This is a genomic window from Pseudoalteromonas haloplanktis ATCC 14393, from assembly GCF_000238355.1.
GTDB lineage: Bacteria > Pseudomonadota > Gammaproteobacteria > Enterobacterales > Alteromonadaceae > Pseudoalteromonas > Pseudoalteromonas haloplanktis.
Genome location: NZ_AHCA01000003.1, coordinates 223,336 through 240,560 on the forward strand (window position 1 = coordinate 223,336; position 17,225 = coordinate 240,560).

A 17,225-nucleotide genomic window follows, 5' to 3' on the forward strand; every position below is an offset into this window, starting at 1 on the left:
TTAAAACTTGAAGCGTGCCACTTGCACTAATAAAATAGCCCAACCAATGATCAAGCAGACTCCGCCAAGCGGCGTAATTGGCCCTAGCCACTTTTGTCCAGTGATTGCTAATAAATATAAACTGCCACTAAAAAGCACAATACCTGTGATAATAAACCAACCAGCCCAACTTAAGTTAATTCCCCACTTAATTAAAATGGCAACCGCAATTAACGCAAGGCCATGCACCATCTGATATTCTGCCGCAGTTTTAAATACGCCAATTGCGTATTCAGACACTCGGCTTTTTAAACCATGGGCTGCGAATGCACCCAACACCACAGCCAGCATACAAAATAAGCTACCTGCCATTAAAAATAGTTTAATCATAATTGTTCCTGCTAAATATACTGCTTAATAAAACTCACCGCCTGATCTGCCGCGATTTGCTGATTGCCTTCTTGCGTAAAACCACTGCGTTTACGTGGTTTTAATGAATGATCGCCATCTGGCAGCCACACAAAATCAGGACGCTTATCAAGCTGCATCTGAGTTAACTCTTCACGGGTGCCAAATGTGTCTCGCTCACCTTGGAGCACCATAAACGGGTACGCTATTTTACCAAAGTGATCAATACGTAACTTGTCAGGCTTACCTGGTGGATGAAATGGATAACCAAATGCCAATACACCTGCAATGGCCGGTGTTGAGGTTCGCGCTTCACTGGCAAGCATTGATGCCATACGCCCGCCCATCGACTTACCACCAATAAACAGCGGTAGTTCAGGCTGTGCCATGGTTAATATTCGCTCAAAATAATCCAGTAATTTAGGAGCCCGATCCGGTGGTCTGCGTTTGTTAGTTTGCTTGGCGATTTGCATATATTCAAAATCAAACAAGCCAACATCAATACCCTGCGCTGCAATTAATTGCGCAATCTGTTGCATAAATTCAGAATCACTTCCTGCACCCGCACCGTGGGCAAACATAAACTGCGCTTTCGCGGGTGACTTACTTTTGATCCATTCAATCATTATTTAATACTCTTGCTCTTGTTCAACTAGGCTTAACATCCATTCTTTAAACGACACGATTTTACCTAGCTCAGATTGCGTTTCGCGGCTGACTAAATAGTAAGCGTTTTTACTTTCTAAACTATGATTAAATGGAATGACTAAGCGTCCAGCGTCAATGTCGGGTTTAGCAAGTACGCTATTGCCAATAGCAACACCTTGGCCATGTACGGCGGCTTGTAGCACCATGGATGAGTGGCTAAAAATGGGCCCCTGGTTTACTTGCACGTTGCGTACACCTGCGGTTTTCATCCAGGTTTTCCAATTTTTTCGCGTGGTATCATGCAATAAAGTATGATGCGCTAGATCACTGGGTTGATTTAATGGTTTTGGCCCAGTTAATAGCATGGGGCTGCACAGCGGCACTAAATATTCGGTATGAAGTTTATGGGTTTGCACCCCACTCCAATGACCACGTCCATAATAAATAGCAACATCGACATCATCAGTCAGTGAGTTTTCATCTTGATCTTGGGCTTTTATTCGCACATCAATTTCAGGGTGCAATTCATTAAATAAGCTCAATCGCGGTACTAACCATTGAATAGCAAAGCTTGGGGTTAGACTGACTGTTAATGACCCTTTTGCGCCACGTGCTAACAACTTTTCTGTGGCATCAATAAGCTGAGTAAATATTTCTTTAATATCTAAAAAGTACCCTTGCCCTTCTTCGGTCAATAGTAATGAACGATTTTTGCGTAGAAAAAGCTTTAAACCAAGGTGCTCTTCTAAGGTTTTAATTTGATGACTCACCGCCGCCTGCGTGACATATAACTCTTCCGCCGCTTTGGTAAAGCTCAAGTGACGAGCTGCAGCTTCAAATGCTTTTAAGGCGTTTAATGGGGGAACACGACGAGACATAGCAACCAAACTTAGAATTAGTTTTTCTTATGGGTGAATTATATATTCAAGGCAATAAAAAAGCGACCTAAGCCGCTTTTTAACTATTTATGAATCACGCATTATAAATCGCTGGCACTTGTATCAAGCGGTGCAAAGCTTTTAACTAAATCATCAACCGCTTTCATTTGACTTAAATAGCCTTCCAGCTTACTTAAAGCCAATGCACATGGGCCATCACATTTCGCTTCATTAGGATTTGGATGCGCTTCGATAAATAAACCGGCAATACCTAATGCCATACCGCTACGGGCAAGTTCTGCCGCTTGTGCACGGCGACCATCCGCTGAATCTGCACGTCCGCCTGGGCGTTGTAATGCATGCGTTGCATCAAAGATAACCGGCGCCATTGGCTTCATGTCATCCATGCCAAGCATATCAACCACTAGGTTGTTATAACCAAAACTCGAGCCACGCTCACACAGAATAACATTGTTATTCCCCGCTTCATTAAATTTAGTAATGATGTGACGCATTTCATGTGGGGCTAAAAACTGCGGTTTTTTAACGTTAACAATCGCACCAGTTTTCGCCATTGCTACTACTAAATCAGTTTGTCGTGCTAAAAAGGCCGGTAATTGAATAATATCAACTATTTCAGCGACGGGAGCGGCTTGATGTGGTTCATGCACATCGGTGATCAAAGGTACATTGAAGGTTTTTTTAATTTCTTCAAAAATTCGTAAACCTTCTTCCATACCCGGTCCACGATATGAGTTGATTGATGAGCGGTTTGCCTTATCAAACGAGGCTTTAAACACATAAGGAATATTAAGCTTAGTGGTCACTTCAACATAATGCTCAGCAATACGCATCGCTAGATCGCGTGATTCTAAAACATTCATGCCACCGAACAGTACAAACGGCTTTTCGTTTGCCAATTCAATATCATTAATTTTTATTAAATGGTTATTCATTTTTCATTCCTTAAGGTGCAACTGCTTGCATCATTAATCCACAAATATACGCCATGTAAGTCCCCACGCCATAACCAAGTACGGCTAGTAACACGCCAACTGGTGCAAGCGACGGGTGAAATGCTGATGCCACTACAGGCGCTGATGCAGCGCCGCCGACATTCGCTTGCGAACCAACCGCCATATAAAATAACGGTGCTTTAATTATTTTAGCAACAATTAACATTAAGCTGGCATGGGTGAGCATCCAAATTAAACCTATCACAAAATACATTGGCGATTCGACTATTGCAGTGATATTCATATGCAAACCAATAGAAGCAACGAGAATATATAAAAAGCAAGAGGCGACTTTTGATGCTCCAAACGCTTCAATGTGGCGCACTTTAGTAAACGACAATGTAATACCAATGGTCGTCGAAATTACGATCAACCAGAAGAATTTACTGTTTAAGCTGTACTCTTGTGCCCATGGGAAATTAGCCCCAAAATAAGGCCCTAAGAAGTCGGCGCAAAAATGAGCAAGTCCAGTAATACCAAATGCAATAGCAATGATCATCATATAATCATTCATTGTTGGCATACGGGCATGCTCTGCTTGGTATTTTTCAACCCGGTTTTTTAACTCTTCAATTGCGCTAGTATCAGCACCAGTTTTTGCATCTATAGCTTTGTGATTAGCAGCCATTAGTAGTAATACTGCCATCCATAAATTAGCGACGATCACATCAACCGTAACCATAGCAGAGAATATATCACCCCCTACTTCAAACATCTCTTTCATCGACGCTTGGTTTGCACCACCACCAATCCAACTACCTGCAATGGTCGTCATCCCACGCCATACTGCATCTGGACCATGGCCGCCAACAGCTTCCGGATACACTGCACTCATGACCAAAATAGCCAGGGGGCCGCCAATAACAATCCCCACAGTACCGGTTAAAAACATAATTAATGCTTTTGGACCTAGGTTAATAATCGCTTTTAAATCAATACTTATAGTCAGTAATATTAAACAAGCAGGCAGTAAATAACGTGATGCAACAAAATACACATTGGATGAATGACCATCAACAATGCCAAACGTGTTAAGTAGTGAGGGTAAAAAATAGCACAGTAGCAATGCTGGGACATATTTGTAAAACTTTTTCAGTGCACTATTTTGACTGTTCGATGTTTTAAAAATAAAGCCTAATATTACTGCGAGTAAACCAAAGACAACTGCGTCATTGGTGATCAGGGCCGTATGGGCGTCAGCCATGTAAATTCCTTAAAAAGTTAATGGTGAGTTTTGTGATTATCTTCAAGTTCTTCAAGTTGATGCTGGATAATTTCAATCGCAGGATCATCTGGGCACTCATCGATAAAAAATTGTAAGTCGTCACGTGCCATTTTCGGACAATCTAACTGGTTAAGTAAATAGCCTCTGTCGCGCCTTTCGTACGGGTCATCGCCTATTAGCTCCATTAACATCTCAACGCAGCTCAAAGCATGACCAAACTTATTGCTCGAAATGAACGCCCACTTTTGTTGCGCTAAATAAAGTTTGTACACTTCTTCGTCAAAAATAAGCTCAAGAGGCTCTTGCTCATCACCATTTTCTTCACTGGCGTTTTCAGGAATGATATACCAACTTTGCTGCCCAGAGCTTGGCTCCAACAAATACCCTTCTTCATCACTGATGGCAACATGGACATTTATTTCACTATTATTAATTGTCACATTGGCATCAAAGTCAGCATGATTAAGTAAGTGGCAAAGTAAAATTGCTAACGTAGTTTCTGAGCCACTGCGCATACTTAACATATAGCTAAAGCTATTAAGGGTATATTCGGGAACTTTCAGGCTAGACACGCTAAATAACCACTGCGTAAAAAACATGTCAACTATCGCGTCAAAACGATCGTGAATGTCGTCGTGTTGTTGGCACAGTTCGGTGACTTGCGTTTCAAAGTCGTTTAAGGTGGCAAAGCTATCACTTAAATCGGCATGGGGATCCCACTTCGCTTCAGCGCTGATGCAACGATACAACGCTTGGGGTGCGAATGTGTCAAAAGCCTCATCTTGATAGGGTTCATTTTGATCTTCAAACCAAGGGGTGGTCATTTATACGGCAACATCTTAAATAGAAAATGAACGACTAGTTTACCTAGTTTTTAAAGCAGATACCAACGCCGTAGTTAAGTTTACTGTGCAAAGGCAAGAAATAGCCATTGCACAATCATAACTTTAAAGAAATAAAGCCGTTTTAGTAACAGCCAATTTACCAATTAGTGCTATCACCACTGTTGTTGCAACTAAAAACAACACTTTAACGTTGGTTTTTTGCTGTTTACTGGCAATAATGCCCAAAGCGATATAAGCAATTACAAGTACAATTTTTTCGAGTAACCACATTTGTTCTAGCGGATTTATTTTAGCAATCGCCATTAAACTGATGGCTGAAATAAGTAACAAGGTATCTGTGGCATGACTGCCAATAAACACCAATTTATTTTTAGCGATAGCACCACTGCCTAATCGAGAAAATGAACGAATATAAAATAAAACAATGCTTAAAACTGCGATTGCCATGTGTGTGTGTTTTACTGCTAAATAATCCATATGCCCCTAACTACTCATTAATGTTAAAAATTTTTAATCTGGAAAACGCGCCAATATTTGTTCAAGTTCTTCAAGGTGTGCATTAAACACATCAACTAACTTAGGCTCAAAGTGCTTGCCTTTTTGTTGGTTAATTTCATGAACGACATCATCAACAGTCCACGCCTGTTTATAACAGCGTTTATGGCGTAGTGCATCATATACATCAGCAAGTGCGACAATGCGTCCAAACACATGAATATCAAAACCTTTAAGCCCTTGTGGGTAACCCGTACCATCCCATTTCTCATGGTGATCACGTGCAATCTCAGCTCCCGCATTAACAATTTCTCGGCGCGAACCTTGTAGAATTAAATAGCCTTTTTGGGTATGAGTTTTCATCACTTCCCACTCTTCATCGGTCAATTTAGCGGGCTTATTTAAAATAGCATCTGGAATACCGACTTTACCAACATCATGCAATGGCGAAGCTAAGCGCACAAGCTCTGCCTCGCGCTTTGATAAGCCATAACCCAAAGCTAATGTATTACAAATATGTGAAACCCGTTTAACATGATTCCCTGTTTCAGTAGAGCGCTGCTCGAGCGCTTCACTTAAACGAAGTACGAGTTCTTGTTGAGTCGCTTCAATTTCCGATTGCAATTGCACATTCTCATACGCAAGTTGTACATTTTGCGAAAATATCTCAATTAAATGCCGCTGTGTGTCTGTTAAATATTTAGGGATCCCAGAAATAAATAACATTGAATTATGGTTATGCTCACTGCAACAGTATGCAAACAGATAATTATCTTTATAAACTATGGTTTTATCTCTGAGCGCTTGTCTACACGCCGAAAGTTGCTCCGTATTAAGCACTTCTTCAATTGCTTTACCTTCACTGCGCTCAAAATCGCCTCGTCCAGAAAAAACGACCAACTTATGTTGATTATCTTGTGGATTTCCTGCGACTAAACTCGTTGCATACATGGCTTGGTCAACAGTGCCTAACAACGACGTTAGTTGTTGCATTACCCCTTCAATAAAGTGATCAAGTGAATGGGCTGAAAAGATATCTCTGGATGCTGTTATTATTTTTTCAAGCCCTTGGCGAGACTGCTCAATTGATAAAATGTCACGGTAAGAACGCAGGCTCGACATTACCACTGTAAATAACTTTTGTGCTGTGAGTTCCGTTTTAGATTTGTAGTCATTAATATCGTAGTTAACGATAACTTGCCGTTCTGGAGCTTGGCCTGGCTGGCCTGTACGAAGGATAATACGAATATGATTATTTTTTGCAACTTCACGAATGTATTGCGCAACTTTTAAACCTGCGTCATCGGTTTCCATTACTACGTCAAGTAGCACCACGGCTGCATCTGGGTTTTCATCTATTTGTATCTTCGCTTCACTGCCTGAGTATGCGCTAATAAACTCTAAACGTTTATCTTGAAATTCAAAATCACTTAATGCTAGCTTTGTTACAGCATGAACCTCGGGCTCATCATCAACTATAATAACTTTCCATGTTCCCTTTATCACTTCACAAACCTCTTCTTGCGGTTCGTCCGAAAATAAAAAATCATCCATCATACTGAGTCCTCAAAGGCATTTATGCTGCTCTCGCACCGTAATTTTTATAGTTATCCAGGCCACTGTGCAAGCGTTACACGATCATTATCTGCTAAATCTTTAACTGTAAGTATATTTGTATACGCCATTTGTGCAAAAAAACTATGCACTTTAGTACTTTGTTGATATCCATGCTCAATTAAAAGCGTACCATTTGGGGCTAAAAAATCGCGAGCTTGAGTAATAATATATTTAATGTCTGCCATTCCGTCATCATCGGCCACCAGTGCAGATAGCGGTTCAAAACGCACATCACCTTGGCTTAAATGAATATCATCATGTTCAATATACGGCGGGTTACTAACTATTAAATCAAACTGTTGTGCAGCAACATGACTAAACCAATTACTTTGCACAAAGTTCACGTTAGTAAAACCCAATCGCTGTTTATTTGTATTCGCCAGTGAAACTGCATCAGCCACTCTGTCAACACCAGTTATTTGCCAATCAGGCATTTCGCTGGCCAATGCAAGGGCTATTGCGCCAGTACCAGTGCCTAAATCAAGTACTTTGGCAGTTGTGGGGAGAGCTAAACCTAGAGCATGCTCTACCAGTGTTTCAGTATCAGGACGCGGGATCAAGGTGGTTGGGTTAACTTGCAAAGGCAAGCTCCAAAACTCCCGCAACCCCGTAATGTGAGCTACTGGTTCGCCATTTAAACGCCGCTGACAATACTCGTCAAATTGCTGTTGTTGCGCATCACTAAGATGATGTTCTGGCCAACTAAATAAATAACTTCGAGGTTTTTGTAACACATCGAGTAATAACACTTGCGCATCAAGTTTTGCACTATCACTGCTACTTTGCAACAACAAAGTAGCTCGTGTTACAGCGCTTTCAACCGTGTCTGTCACAATTATTCATCACCCATCGCAGCAAGTAAGTCTGCCTGATGCTCTTGCATTAATGGTTCGATAACACAGCCTAAATCACCTGCTACAACTTCATTTAAACGATACAGTGTTAAATTAATACGGTGATCAGTTATACGTCCTTGCGGGTAATTATAAGTACGAATACGCTCTGAACGATCGCCACTACCAACTAAGTTACGACGCTCGGAAGCTTCTGCAGCGTGGCGTTTTTCATCTTCAGCTTGTTGCAGGCGTGCAGCAAGGACTGACATCGCTTTCGCACGGTTTTTATGCTGTGACCGCTCATCTTGACACTCAACCACAACTCCCGTTGGTAAATGAGTAATACGAATAGCTGAGTCTGTTTTATTTACGTGCTGGCCCCCAGCACCTGAGGCGCGGAAGGTATCAACTTTTATGTCTGCTGTATTAATTTGAATTGCTTCAGCTTCCGGAATTTCAGCCATCACCGCCACTGTACAGGCTGATGTATGAACGCGCCCTTGTGATTCGGTCTCTGGTACACGCTGTACTCGATGCGCACCTGACTCGAACTTAAGTTGACCGTACACCCCTTCACCACTGATATTTGCAATAACTTCCTTATAACCACCATGCTCACCTTCATTGGTGCTGACCACTTCCACTTTCCATTTTTTGGTTTCTGCATAACGGCTATACATACGAAACAGATCACCGGCAAAAATTGCCGCTTCATCACCACCTGTTCCAGCACGAACTTCCAAGAATACGTTATTATTGTCTCGTGGATCTTTTGGTAACATCAGCACTTGTATTTGCTCTTCAATTGCCAAAATCTGTGCTTTCGCTTCTTTATATTCTTCTTGCGCCATTTCTCGCATGTCAGGATCTGAATCTTTAAGCATTTCTTCAGCCGTTGCTACATCATCCTGTGTTTGCTGATAGGCAAGGAATGCTTTAACAATTTCTTCTAACTCTGAATACTCTTTAGAAAGTGTACGAAAGCGATTTTGATCGCTGATCACAGACGGGTCACTTAGCAGCGCTTGTACTTCTTCATAACGCTCAACTAAGGTTTCTAACTTACGATATACGGACTCTTTCATGTAACTGCTATTCCTGATCAATACCTAACATTTTCTTTAATTGGCTTAACTGAGCAACTTCACCTTTTTTTGCCGCATCTTGAATTGCACGGGTAGGTGCGTGCATCAAACGGTTGGTTAATTTGTTGGCCAGCTCTAAAATAATTTTTTCTGCGTCTTTACCGGTATTTAATTGGCTAATTGCCTTATCAACCAGTTCAGACTTTATATCATGTACATCTTGACGATATGAACGGATCAAGTCGACAGAGTCGAGAGAACGCATCCACATTACAAATTCGGTACAGCGCTCAGTTATAATATCCTGCGCTTCATCGGCGGCTTGCTCTCTTGAGGCGATATTTTCGCTTACTATTGTCTGTAAGTCATCAACCGAATACAAATAGGCAGCATCTAATTCACCCACTTGACTTTCAATATCACGCGGCACTGCAATATCAATAAATAACATAGGCTTATTACGGCGCTGTTTAAGTGCTTGCTCAACTACACCTTTACCAATTATCGGTAATGTGCTGGCTGTCGAGCTAATTACAATGTCAGCTTGATGTAAACGCTCTGGTAATTGCGCTAACGCAATGATATCTGCATTCACTTCCTCAGCTAATAAACGCGCTCGTTCAATGGTGCGATTGGCTACTGTGATCTGTTGCGGATCATTTTGATATAAATGTTTAGCAACTAATTCTATGGTTTCGCCAGCACCAATTAACAATACCTTCGTTTTATCTAATTTACCGTATATATGTTTGGCTAAATTAACCGCAGCATACGCTACCGATACCGCACTAGCACCAATATCCGTTTCAGTACGTACTTGTTTTGCGACCGAGAACGTTTTTTGAAACAAGCGATCAAACACTACGCTGACTGAGTTATGATTTTTAGCACTATTATAAGCTTGCTTAATTTGCCCCAGTATTTGCGGTTCACCGAGCACTAATGAGTCGAGTCCGCACGCAACCCGCATTAAATGATTAATCGCCTCGTTATCTTGATGGCAATATACATTACTGCTCAGTTCATATTCATCCAAACCATGGAAACTGGCTAACCATTGCAACAGTATTTGGGAATTTTGCTGGGCAAGGCTACAATAGATTTCTGTTCGGTTACAGGTTGACACTATAACCGCTTCATTAAACTGATCGTGATCACTCAGTTGCTGTAATGCTTCTGACAATTGCTCAGGCGAAAAGGCAACCTTTTCTCGTAATTCTACAGATGCGGTTTTATGATTAATACCAAGTGCTACTATGGTCATAAGTGCCAAATATTGCTAAGCCGTGCGTGAAAGACGATAATTTTACCAAAAATCAGCGGAATATGGAAAGTAAGGAACGACATTTGATTCGACTATATTTGATTTTACTCATCTTTTTTTTATTTTTAAGTGGTTGCGCGCAGCAAATTCAGCCACAAACAGCCCTTTATGATGACTGGAAGTCGCAATTATCACAACAAAGCAATTGGCAAGTAGAAGGTAAACTCGCCTTTATTAGCCCAGATGAACGCCAATCTGCTAATTTAAATTGGCAACAACAGGAAGCATTAAACCAATTAATTCTCACTAGTTTTATCGGTACCCGTGTTTTGGCATTAACTCAAAATAGTGACGGTGCTGAACTTGAATACGATGATGAAGTTTATCATGATGTAAACGCATCACGTCTCCTTGCGAGACTTACAGGGTTTACCATCCCAATGGACAGGGCTGATGACTGGTTAAAAGGCACCGTTATTGATTCAAGCCTACAGGTTGATGAACTTGGTCGCGCAAAGAGCGTAACTTGGCATGCAGCGGATGGTGCTCAATGGCAAATCAATTACGCTGACTACCAACAATATGCCGGTTTTTGGCTGCCGAAAAAGCTGACTTTAAAACACCGCGATATTAAAATAAAAATTCAACTCTATGAGTGGCACTTTGACTAACATAAATAAACACACTATGACTTCATTTTCTTTACTCGCTCCGGCAAAACTGAATTTATTTTTACACATAAATGGTCGCCGTGATGATGGCTATCATGAGCTTGAAACCCTATTTACATTTTTAAATTATGGCGATCAACTCACCTTTACTTTGAGTGAAACAACAGAGATTGAAATCACAGGCGATACCTTTGATATCCCCCTGCAAGATAATTTAATCTATAAAGCGGCTGTTTTATTACAAAAACACACCAATTCATCGCAGGGTGCAAAAATAAATTTAACTAAAATTTTGCCTATGGGTGGCGGTGTTGGCGGAGGTTCTTCCGATGCAGCAAGCACGCTTTTAGCGCTTAATAAATTATGGCACTGCCAATTATCGCTGCTTGAATTAGCAGAACTGGGGGTGCAGCTAGGTGCCGATGTGCCTGTATTTATAAATGGCAAAAGCGCTCTAGCTCAAGGTATTGGCGAGAAGTTGCTCGATGTTGAGCTGCCGTCAAAATGGTATTGTGTGGTTCATCCTAGTGAACATGTAAGCACAGCCAAAATATTTACTCACCCCGATTTAAAACGTGATACACCGAAGCTAAAAGGTGATTGGCAACAGCAAACATTAAGCAACGATTGTGAGCCTTTAGTCAAAAAGCTCTGCCCTGAGGTTGAAAAGACCCTCCAGTGGTTGCTAAAATACGCTCCGTCGAAGATGACTGGCACAGGTTCATGCTGTTTTGTTGAATTTGCCACGCAAAAAGAAGCACAACATGTTCTTGAAAATCTCCCCCATAATTGGGACGGTTTTATTGCCAGCAGCGTTAATATCTCTCCTGCCCATACGCAGTTGAACGCTATTCATTTAAGCAATGAAGTAACGTACAAGTAAATTAGTTTAAGTTAATAAGCAGTACTTTATGTATCACTTATTAGTCCAAAAATTCAGTGCCTGAGGAACCCTACCGTGCCTGACATGAAGCTCTTCGCTGGTAACGCAACACCTGAGTTAGCTCAAAAAGTTGCAAAACGTTTATATATTGAAGTAGGCGATGCTGTTGTTGGCCGTTTTAGCGACGGTGAGATCAGTGTTCAAATTAATGAAAATGTTCGTGGCTCGGATGTTTTTATTGTGCAATCAACCTGTGCCCCTACAAACGATAACTTGATGGAGCTTATCGTTATGGTTGATGCCTTACGTCGTGCATCTGCAGGTCGTATTACAGCCGTCATTCCTTATTTTGGTTATGCACGTCAAGACCGTCGAGTACGTTCTGCCCGTGTGCCAATCACAGCAAAAGTTGTTGCCGATTTCTTATCAAGTGTAGGTGTTGACCGTGTTCTTACGGTTGATTTACACGCTGAGCAAATCCAAGGCTTCTTTGATGTACCAGTTGATAACGTATTTGGTAGCCCAGTGCTACTTGATGATATGAAAGAGCGTCAGTTTGATGATGTTGTTGTTGTATCACCAGATATCGGCGGCGTAGTGCGTGCTCGTGCTATTGCTAAGCTTTTAAACGATACCGACCTTGCAATTATTGATAAACGTCGTCCACAAGCGAATGTTTCTCAAGTTATGCATATTATTGGTGACGTTGAAGGTCGTGACTGTATTATCGTTGATGATATGATCGACACTGGCGGTACTTTATGTAAAGCAGCTGAAGCACTTAAAGAACATGGCGCTAAGCGTGTATTTGCATACGCAACCCACCCTGTACTTTCTGGTAAAGCCGTAGAAAATATTCGTAACTCTGTTATTGATGAAGTAATTGTTACTGATTCAATTCCACTGTCTGCTGAATTAAAAGCAATTGATAAAATTAAAGTGTTAACACTTGCAGACATGTTAGCGGAAACGATTCGTCGTATTAGTAATGAAGAGTCAATCTCTGCGATGTTCGAACACTAAGCCGTGTAGTGACATTGTATACTGACTTATTAAAGCGCCTCATTGGCGCTTTTTTTATCTGTCGTGTTTCTTTTAATTGATGGTGGTGGTATGATAGCGCGCCTTTTGGCTAGGGACCTTGGTCGCAAAGGCCCTACACTATTTATTTATTGGAGACATCATGTCTAACGAAACATATACATTTAATGCAGAATTACGCACAGAAACAGGTACAGGTGCGAGCCGCCGCCTACGTCGTGAAGATAAAGTTCCTGCTATCCTTTACGGTGCTGACAAAGAAGCTGCATCACTTACTTTTGAACACAAAGACATTATCAAAGCACAAGAAAGTGAAGGTTTCTACACTCACATTCTTACTCTTGATATCGCTGGTGAAAAAGTTGAAGCTATCCTTAAAGATATCCAACGTCACCCGTTCAAGCCAAAAATCACTCACCTTGACTTCCAACGTGTAGATGCTGCTCACAAACTTCACACTAAAGTGCCAGTTCACTTCATCGGTGAAGACGTAGTAACTAAAGCAGGTAACACTGTAGTTCACCAATTAACTGAAATCGAAATCACGTGTCTTCCTAAGTCACTTCCTGAGTTCGTTGAAGTTAACGTATCTGGCCTAGTTGCTGGTGATTCACTACACATCTCTGACGTTAAACTTCCTGCAGGTGTTTCATCTGTTGATTTAGCGAAAGGTGCTGATCACGACCAGTCTATCGTAACTATCAAAGCTAACAAAGCTGCGCCAGTTGAAGACGAAGCTGCAGAATAATTTTTAAGGTTTGCACCTTGAATTCTATTCAAATGCTTGTGGGCCTGGCTAATCCAGGCCCCGAATACGCAAACACTCGCCACAATGCAGGTGCTTGGTTCATCGAGCAACTCGCTGCACGCTACAACTGTACGCTAAAACACGAGCCTAAGTATCACGGCCTTACAGGTAAAGTGATCATCCAAGGTCAAGAATTCAAATTACTGATCCCCACCACTTATATGAATTTAAGTGGTAAAGCAGTCGGTAGTTTAGCCAACTTTTTCAAAATCCCTGTTGAGAGCATTTTAGTTGCCCATGACGAAATGGATTTAGAACCCGGTGTTGCCAAATTAAAGAAAGGTGGCGGACACGGTGGCCATAATGGCTTAAAAGACATTATTGCAAAAATGGCAAATCAAAAAGATTTCATGCGTTTGCGCGTTGGTATTGGTCATCCTGGACATCGTGAAATGGTCACCGGATGGGTGCTTGGAAAAGCAGCCAAAGAAGACCAAGAAAAAATGGATGCCGCAGTAGATGAAGCAGTTCGTTGTATGGAAATACTTGCAAAAGATGGTGTGTTAAAAGCACAAAACAGACTACATTCGTTTAAGCCATAATCGGTTAAGCGGATCTAAACAAGGTATCTTAACTATGGGTTTCAAATGTGGCATCGTCGGTTTGCCTAATGTTGGTAAATCAACACTTTTTAATGCATTAACCAAAGCGGGTATCGAAGCCGCTAACTTTCCTTTTTGTACCATTGAGCCGAACACGGGTGTGGTACCGGTACCAGATCCTCGTCTTGACGAACTTGCAAAAATTGTTAACCCGCAACGTATCCTAACCACCAGTATGGAATTTGTGGACATTGCAGGTCTAGTAAAAGGTGCATCAAAGGGTGAAGGCCTTGGTAATCAGTTTTTAGCTAATATTCGTGAAACCGATGCAATTGGTCACGTAGTTCGCTGCTTTGAAGATGAAAACGTCATTCATGTAGCGGGAACAATTGATCCTGCAGATGATATTGACGTGATCAATACCGAGCTAGTACTTGCCGATATGGATAGCGCTGACAAAGCAATTTTCCGTAATGCAAAAAAAGCCAAAGGTGGCGATAAAGACGCCAAAGAACAAAATGCTGTTCTTGAAAAAGTAAAAGCACACCTTGATGAAGGCCTAACGTTGCGCTCTTTAGCACTAACTAAAGAAGAAAAAGCAGCCATTAGTTCGGTTAACTTCTTAACGATTAAGCCAACAATGTATATTGCTAACGTTGCCGAAGATGGTTTTGAAAATAACCCGCACCTTGATCGCGTACGTGAAATTGCTGCTGCTGAAAATGCTGTTGTTGTACCAGTGTGTGCCGCAATAGAATCTGAGCTTTCTGAGCTTGATGAAGAAGATAAGCTAGAGTTTATGGCTGATCTTGGTCTTGAAGAGCCTGGCCTTAACCTTGTGATCCGCGGTGGTTATGAGCTACTGCAATTACAAACCTACTTCACAGCAGGTGTTAAAGAAGTACGTGCATGGACAATTCCTATTGGCGCAACGGCTCCACAGGCTGCCGGTAAGATTCATACTGATTTCGAGCGTGGCTTTATTCGTGCACAAACTATCGCCTTTGATGACTATATCACTTATAAAGGTGAAAGTGGTGCAAAAGAAGCAGGCAAGATGCGCCAAGAAGGTAAAGAATACATAGTTAAAGACGGCGATGTAATGAACTTCTTGTTCAATGTGTAACAACATGCCACTGTAACTTATCACTGTTAATAATTTTAAAGGCTCGTTTTTACGGGCCTTTTTTATTTCTCCTCTATCATTAAAAAAATAAGTCTCGTTAAATCAGTTAAAAAAACACCGTTTTTAATAAAAAATAGCCGCTTAGCTTAATTTTCCTGCAAACAAACCCTGATAAGTGTTTTTTTGCAAAAAAGGTGTTGACGGATTTGGGTCATATCAGCATAATACGCCCCGCACTCAGCGATGAAGTGCTAACAAAAAAGATGGCTAAGTAGCTCAGCTGGTTAGAGCACATCACTCATAATGATGGGGTCACAGGTTCAAATCCCGTCTTAGCCACCATTTATTTTTTGTTGCTCAATGAAGAGTTTAAAATAACTACCATGTGTTTAATTACACATATGCAGAAGTGGCGGAATTAGCAGTGGTCTTGAATTAGACGCTTGATTTAGGTTCCAAAATATTAAAATCTGCATAAAGAACTGCGGGAGTGGCGGAATTGGTAGACGCGCTGGATTTAGGTTCCAGTAACTTCGGTTGTGAGAGTTCAAGTCTCTCCTTCCGCACCATGTTCTTGATAAGAACTAAAATTATCAATTGTTTTCTGTTGGGATATCGCCAAGCGGTAAGGCACCAGGTTTTGATCCTGGCATTCCCAGGTTCAAATCCTGGTATCCCAGCCAACAATGGCTAAGTAGCTCAGCTGGTTAGAGCACATCACTCATAATGATGGGGTCACAGGTTCAAATCCCGTCTTAGCCACCATTTCTTCTTTTAGAATTGGCTCTGCAAGAGTTAAATTGCACTCAATGAAGAGTTTAAAATAACTACCATTTCTTTGATTAATTCAAAGAGATAATGCGGGAGTGGCGGAATTGGCAGTGGTCTTGAATTAGACGCTGGATTTAGGTTCCAAAGCATTAAAATCTGCATTTAAAGAACTGCGGGAGTGGCGGAATTGGTAGACGCGCTGGATTTAGGTTCCAGTAACTTCGGTTGTGAGAGTTCAAGTCTCTCCTTCCGCACCATGTTCTTGATAAGAACTCAAACTATCAAACAATTCTTAGTTGGGATATCGCCAAGCGGTAAGGCACCAGGTTTTGATCCTGGCATTCCCAGGTTCAAATCCTGGTATCCCAGCCAACTTCTTCTACCAAAGAATGTTGCTAAAGAATAACTCTTTATGAGTATAAAAACTGTATGCGGGAGTGGCGGAATTGGCAGTTGTCTTGAATTAGGCGCTGGATTTAGGTTCCAAAACATTAAAATCTGCATTAAAGAACTGCGGGAGTGGCGGAATTGGTAGACGCGCTGGATTTAGGTTCCAGTAACTTCGGTTGTGAGAGTTCAAGTCTCTCCTTCCGCACCATGTTCTTGATAAGAACTCAAATTATCAAATAATTCTTAGTTGGGATATCGCCAAGCGGTAAGGCACCAGGTTTTGATCCTGGCATTCCCAGGTTCAAATCCTGGTATCCCAGCCAACTTCTTCTACCAAAGAGTGTTGTGAAAGAATAACTCTAGCTACGAGTATAAACAGCACCCCTATTGATGCGAGAGTGGCGGAATTGGCAGTGGTCTTGAATTAGACGCTGGATTTAGGTTCCAAAACATTGAAATCTGCATTAAAGAACTGCGGGAGTGGCGGAATTGGTAGACGCGCTGGATTTAGGTTCCAGTAACTTCGGTTGTGAGAGTTCAAGTCTCTCCTTCCGCACCATGTTCTTAATTAGAACTAAAACTCATCCAAATTTAGAGTTGGGATATCGCCAAGCGGTAAGGCACCAGGTTTTGATCCTGGCATTCCCAGGTTCAAATCCTGGTATCCCAGCCAACTTCCTAGAGAACCTTCTTTAAT

At 41.5% G+C, this 17,225-nt stretch carries 17 protein-coding genes and 10 tRNA genes; 16 read left to right on the forward strand and 11 right to left on the reverse strand.

From position 1 onward, the window contains the following. The 11 genes from PHAL_RS0108060 to hemA all read right to left on the reverse strand — a co-directional run bounded on the left by PHAL_RS0108060 (position 1) and on the right by hemA (position 10,296). On the reverse strand, positions 1-369 hold the full coding sequence (locus PHAL_RS0108060; protein WP_016707892.1) for a DUF423 domain-containing protein: 369 nt from the start codon (positions 367-369) through the stop codon (positions 1-3). Between the two features lie 11 nt (positions 370-380). Continuing rightward, positions 381-1,013: an alpha/beta family hydrolase gene (locus PHAL_RS0108065; protein ID WP_016707893.1), complete on the reverse strand. Its 633-nt coding sequence runs from the start codon at positions 1,011-1,013 to the stop codon at positions 381-383. Between the two features lie 3 nt (positions 1,014-1,016). Further along, complete coding sequence (locus PHAL_RS0108070) at positions 1,017-1,913, reverse strand: transcriptional regulator GcvA (protein WP_016707894.1); 897 nt, start codon at positions 1,911-1,913, stop codon at positions 1,017-1,019. Between the two features lie 101 nt (positions 1,914-2,014). Next, complete coding sequence (gene kdsA / locus PHAL_RS0108075; protein ID WP_016707895.1) at positions 2,015-2,869, reverse strand: 3-deoxy-8-phosphooctulonate synthase; 855 nt, start codon at positions 2,867-2,869, stop codon at positions 2,015-2,017. 10 nt (positions 2,870-2,879) lie between these two features. After that, positions 2,880-4,133, reverse strand: a complete 1,254-nt coding sequence (locus tag PHAL_RS0108080) for a DUF819 family protein (protein ID WP_016707896.1) — start codon at positions 4,131-4,133, stop codon at positions 2,880-2,882. Positions 4,134-4,150: 17 nt separating this feature from the next. After that, entirely contained in the window at positions 4,151-4,978 is an 828-nt protein-coding gene (locus tag PHAL_RS0108085; RefSeq protein WP_016707897.1) for a tetratricopeptide repeat protein, read from the reverse strand. Between the two features lie 123 nt (positions 4,979-5,101). Then, positions 5,102-5,476 (reverse strand): SirB2 family protein, encoded by a 375-nt coding sequence (locus tag PHAL_RS0108090; protein WP_016707898.1) that lies wholly within the window; start codon positions 5,474-5,476, stop codon positions 5,102-5,104. Positions 5,477-5,509: 33 nt separating this feature from the next. Continuing rightward, entirely contained in the window at positions 5,510-7,051 is a 1,542-nt protein-coding gene (locus tag PHAL_RS0108095; RefSeq protein WP_016707899.1) for a response regulator, read from the reverse strand. A gap of 50 nt (positions 7,052-7,101) precedes the next feature. Further along, positions 7,102-7,944 (reverse strand): peptide chain release factor N(5)-glutamine methyltransferase, encoded by an 843-nt coding sequence (gene prmC, locus PHAL_RS0108100; protein WP_016707900.1) that lies wholly within the window; start codon positions 7,942-7,944, stop codon positions 7,102-7,104. 2 nt (positions 7,945-7,946) lie between these two features. Then, entirely contained in the window at positions 7,947-9,032 is a 1,086-nt protein-coding gene (gene prfA / locus PHAL_RS0108105) for a peptide chain release factor 1 (protein ID WP_016707901.1), read from the reverse strand. Positions 9,033-9,039: 7 nt separating this feature from the next. Next, positions 9,040-10,296 carry a glutamyl-tRNA reductase gene (gene hemA / locus PHAL_RS0108110; RefSeq protein ID WP_029216073.1) on the reverse strand — a complete coding sequence of 419 codons (1,257 nt, stop codon included), beginning with the start codon at positions 10,294-10,296 and terminating at the stop codon, positions 9,040-9,042. A gap of 83 nt (positions 10,297-10,379) precedes the next feature. Between hemA and lolB the strand changes: the two genes are divergently transcribed. The 16 genes from lolB to PHAL_RS0108190 all read left to right on the forward strand — a co-directional run bounded on the left by lolB (position 10,380) and on the right by PHAL_RS0108190 (position 17,201). Then, complete coding sequence (lolB, locus tag PHAL_RS0108115; protein WP_029216074.1) at positions 10,380-10,967, forward strand: lipoprotein insertase outer membrane protein LolB; 588 nt, start codon at positions 10,380-10,382, stop codon at positions 10,965-10,967. 16 nt (positions 10,968-10,983) lie between these two features. Further along, the gene (gene ispE / locus PHAL_RS0108120) at positions 10,984-11,850 is read left to right on the forward strand and encodes a 4-(cytidine 5'-diphospho)-2-C-methyl-D-erythritol kinase (protein WP_016707904.1); all 867 of its coding nucleotides are present in this window, start codon (positions 10,984-10,986) and stop codon (positions 11,848-11,850) included. Positions 11,851-11,925: 75 nt separating this feature from the next. Then, the gene (locus PHAL_RS0108125) at positions 11,926-12,873 is read left to right on the forward strand and encodes a ribose-phosphate pyrophosphokinase (protein WP_016707905.1); all 948 of its coding nucleotides are present in this window, start codon (positions 11,926-11,928) and stop codon (positions 12,871-12,873) included. A 160-nt stretch (positions 12,874-13,033) separates the two neighbouring features. After that, positions 13,034-13,639, forward strand: coding sequence for a 50S ribosomal protein L25/general stress protein Ctc (locus PHAL_RS0108130; protein WP_016707906.1), 606 nt, complete (start codon positions 13,034-13,036; stop codon positions 13,637-13,639). A 17-nt stretch (positions 13,640-13,656) separates the two neighbouring features. Further along, positions 13,657-14,241 carry an aminoacyl-tRNA hydrolase gene (pth, locus tag PHAL_RS0108135; RefSeq protein WP_016707907.1) on the forward strand — a complete coding sequence of 195 codons (585 nt, stop codon included), beginning with the start codon at positions 13,657-13,659 and terminating at the stop codon, positions 14,239-14,241. A gap of 34 nt (positions 14,242-14,275) precedes the next feature. Then, on the forward strand, positions 14,276-15,367 hold the full coding sequence (gene ychF, locus PHAL_RS0108140) for a redox-regulated ATPase YchF (protein WP_016707908.1): 1,092 nt from the start codon (positions 14,276-14,278) through the stop codon (positions 15,365-15,367). Positions 15,368-15,632: 265 nt separating this feature from the next. Further along, positions 15,633-15,709 (forward strand) — tRNA-Met (locus tag PHAL_RS0108145). A 142-nt stretch (positions 15,710-15,851) separates the two neighbouring features. Next, positions 15,852-15,936: transfer RNA gene (locus PHAL_RS0108150), tRNA-Leu, on the forward strand. A gap of 39 nt (positions 15,937-15,975) precedes the next feature. After that, positions 15,976-16,050, forward strand: a tRNA-Gln gene (locus PHAL_RS0108155). Positions 16,051-16,055: 5 nt separating this feature from the next. Next, positions 16,056-16,132, forward strand: a tRNA-Met gene (locus PHAL_RS0108160). Positions 16,133-16,310: 178 nt separating this feature from the next. Beyond that, a tRNA-Leu gene (locus PHAL_RS0108165) sits at positions 16,311-16,395 on the forward strand. A gap of 40 nt (positions 16,396-16,435) precedes the next feature. Beyond that, a tRNA-Gln gene (locus PHAL_RS0108170) sits at positions 16,436-16,510 on the forward strand. Between the two features lie 141 nt (positions 16,511-16,651). After that, positions 16,652-16,736 (forward strand) — tRNA-Leu (locus tag PHAL_RS0108175). Positions 16,737-16,776: 40 nt separating this feature from the next. Beyond that, positions 16,777-16,851, forward strand: a tRNA-Gln gene (locus PHAL_RS0108180). Positions 16,852-17,002: 151 nt separating this feature from the next. Then, positions 17,003-17,087 (forward strand) — tRNA-Leu (locus PHAL_RS0108185). Between the two features lie 39 nt (positions 17,088-17,126). After that, positions 17,127-17,201 (forward strand) — tRNA-Gln (locus tag PHAL_RS0108190). Positions 17,202-17,225 lie beyond the last annotated feature (24 nt).